Here is a 2,540-nt window from a genome sequence, read left to right on the forward strand (position 1 = left end):
GGTAAGGGCGGAGCGGGTGGGCTCAAGCTCCGACCCCCGGCAACCGGTCAGCGCGCGCAGGTGCCCGGCTCGCTACCGATCGATGTCCGCCCGCCGGGTGTACCGCGCCAGATCCTCGGCACAGAGGCGAACGGCTGCGCCGGCTCGGCCCACCGAAGCCCCCATGCCTGCCGACAGCGAGAGTTCTATCACCGTTGGCGTCGCAGCGTAGTGCCCCGTCCGCACGGAGCAGGCAACAGAAGACAGCGGGGCGGTGGTGAGCAGCGGCACGCCAACGCTCACCTTGAGTTCACTCCCCAGCTCGGTGGCCCCTTCGGACTCGATCAGCGCTAGTGCCGCGGCCACCAGAGGCGCTGCGGCGTCCTCCAGCAACCCCCCGGGCAACGGGATGGCGCGGTTCAGGGTCTCCACACCGATACCCCGCAACGCCGTAACGGTCAAGCGTAGTTCCCGGGCGCTGTACACCTGTCGGTGGTGAAGGACGTGCACGGCCACCAGTGCGGTCCGGACAGCGTCGAGAAGTGGCGTCCTGCCGGGCGCTGACGGTGCCGTCCATACCCACCGACGAGCGGCGATCCGGTGTGGAGCGTCTCCTTCTGCCAGCGCCGTAAGCCCCTCTCGCACGGTCCTTCCGAGCAGCCAACGACCGCCGTGGTCGATCGAGAAGAGACGGCCCTGCTCATCGACCGCAAGCAACGCGTCCGTGTCCGCGCGGCCGAACGGAAACAACCGGGTCCCCAGGGCCTCGCCAAGCAACGCGAACGGCCGCAAGACGCTTCGCGCCTCTGTGGGGTCGACAACGCATCCGGTGGCCGCCACAGCACGCCCCGGCCCCGTCGGGGATATGCGCAGTCCGTAAAACGCGCGCAAGGCCTGTTCGGCCGCCGGGAACAGCATCCAGGTAGTTCCATCGGCCACCGGCTCGACGAGCGCGATCGTTTTGAGAACGGCTGACATCGCGTCGTCCCTGACGTCACGGCCATCGTGCCATCCTGCGGCCGTCAGCGCGTCCTGGTTCGGTGTCATGTGTCCATGACGGTGACGCGGAGACGGTCGAGCAGCGCCGAGCACGAGCGGCACACCTGAGCCGGAGTACCGTGCTCGGGGTCGCCGTGGCCTCGGATCTTCTTCGCGACGAGGGCGGCACCTGCGAGATGGACCGCGCCCTCGTCGAGGGTGCTTGTTCCACCATCGACGCGTTGGCGATCCAGACTCCACAACTGGTCCGAGATCAAAGCGGATTCGGCGCAGTAGCCGATAAAGGATTCGCGTTCAGCTATAGGAAGTACATCGAAGAATTCCCGCACAGCCGGGTGCAGATCAGGCTGCTCGTCACCACCGAGGCTGGTATGGCTAAAAATCTTTCCACGAACGAGCAGTGACGCGGCGACGCCAGGAATCAGGTCAGACAAAGTAATCCTCCGCATCATCCATTTCGCTGGACATGAGACTCATCAAGGCTTCGTGCTTTTCGCTTCCCAGATAATAGGAACCAGTATGATGAGAGAAAAAGAATCGACCGGATTCATCCATGAGGATGGTGGATCCGTCATAAGTGTCATAGCCAACTGGGAACAGCTTTACGCCGAGGTCTCCGGCCAGTTCAGCGATCTCCTCGGCGTCCCCCTTGAACACAAGGTGCGGAGTGAAGATCGCGAAGTTCTCCGGAGCGGTGTCGATGACCGCCCGGAGGGAAACATGCTCCCGAATGAAGGCGAGTGCCGCCGCAGAGGGTTCGATGTCCACTCCGTAGGCACGGTAACGGCCCGTCACAGTCGCAACGGCCTCCGCCGCCTCCCGTGCGGCATCCCGTCCTGGGTACCACCCGGCTTCTGTCAGCCACGCGTCCACTTCTTCGGCCGTGGAAAGTATTGACATCTTCACTCTCGTTCTAGGTGTGCGCAGTGACGCCGATCAGCGGCAGAATCCTGGAGCAGGATCGGCATGGCTCCTTGTAGTCACCGTGGTTTTTGAATCCCGTGGGCGAGTCCTGCTCTCCGATCTGAAGAGAGTAGACACGCGCGCCTTCCATTACCCTTCGGATGTCTTCTGCCGTACTTATCGCAGCCTTGCCTCTTTCTTCTATACCATGGAGCCGGTCGGATACAAGCGCGATCTCGGCGCACTTACCATGCCCCGCACCCGGATTCTCATTATCCGCTCGGATCTCCCTCTCCACTCGGTCGACCACGCTTTGGAGCGCGGGATGGGTCTCCAGGAGCGTCTGTCCGTGCCGTTTCGTCGAGCTAGAGTGACTCGTCAGGGTGCCCTCGTGCAACAGCCCTCCCGCACAGGATTTCACCAGGCGGTCCTTGCCGGGCGGATTGTGCCCCGCCTCCTGGTCGCGGGCATTGTCCGCCAGGTGGCGCGTCTCGCGGACCAGGGCGGCCCGTTGCTGCTCCTCGCTGAGGTGACTGACGTCGAGCGCGTCGCGCCGATGATGTTTCATCTTGCCGGCGCTTCTGCCGTGCCAGCCCGGCTGTGGGCTGATCGGCTTTCCGTTGGGTTCGCCCCCGGGCGTGCCGCCCCCTCCACCGTTG

Annotated in this window: 4 protein-coding genes; all 4 read right to left on the bottom strand. The window is 64.2% G+C overall.

What is annotated here, in order from left to right; translation table 11 throughout:
- Window positions 1-72 precede the first annotated feature (72 nt).
- Window positions 73-1,026: an SUKH-3 domain-containing protein gene (locus tag HET64_RS38120; RefSeq protein ID WP_215111802.1), complete on the bottom strand. Its 954-nt coding sequence runs from the start codon at window positions 1,024-1,026 to the stop codon at window positions 73-75.
- Window positions 1,023-1,412, bottom strand: a complete 390-nt coding sequence (locus HET64_RS38125; protein ID WP_215111803.1) for a YwqJ-related putative deaminase — start codon at window positions 1,410-1,412, stop codon at window positions 1,023-1,025. Before HET64_RS38125 ends, HET64_RS38120 begins: the two co-directional genes overlap by 4 nt.
- Window positions 1,405-1,878 (bottom strand): SUKH-3 domain-containing protein, encoded by a 474-nt coding sequence (locus HET64_RS38130; RefSeq protein WP_215111804.1) that lies wholly within the window; start codon window positions 1,876-1,878, stop codon window positions 1,405-1,407. The genes HET64_RS38125 and HET64_RS38130 overlap by 8 nt, the downstream gene beginning before the upstream one ends.
- Before the next feature lie 13 nt (window positions 1,879-1,891).
- Window positions 1,892-2,540, bottom strand: a 649-nt coding sequence (locus HET64_RS38135) for a YwqJ-related putative deaminase (protein ID WP_251146451.1), incomplete at its 5' end; no start/stop codon positions are given.

It is taken from the genome of Streptomyces sp. McG3, assembly GCF_018619185.1.
GTDB lineage: Bacteria > Actinomycetota > Actinomycetes > Streptomycetales > Streptomycetaceae > Streptomyces.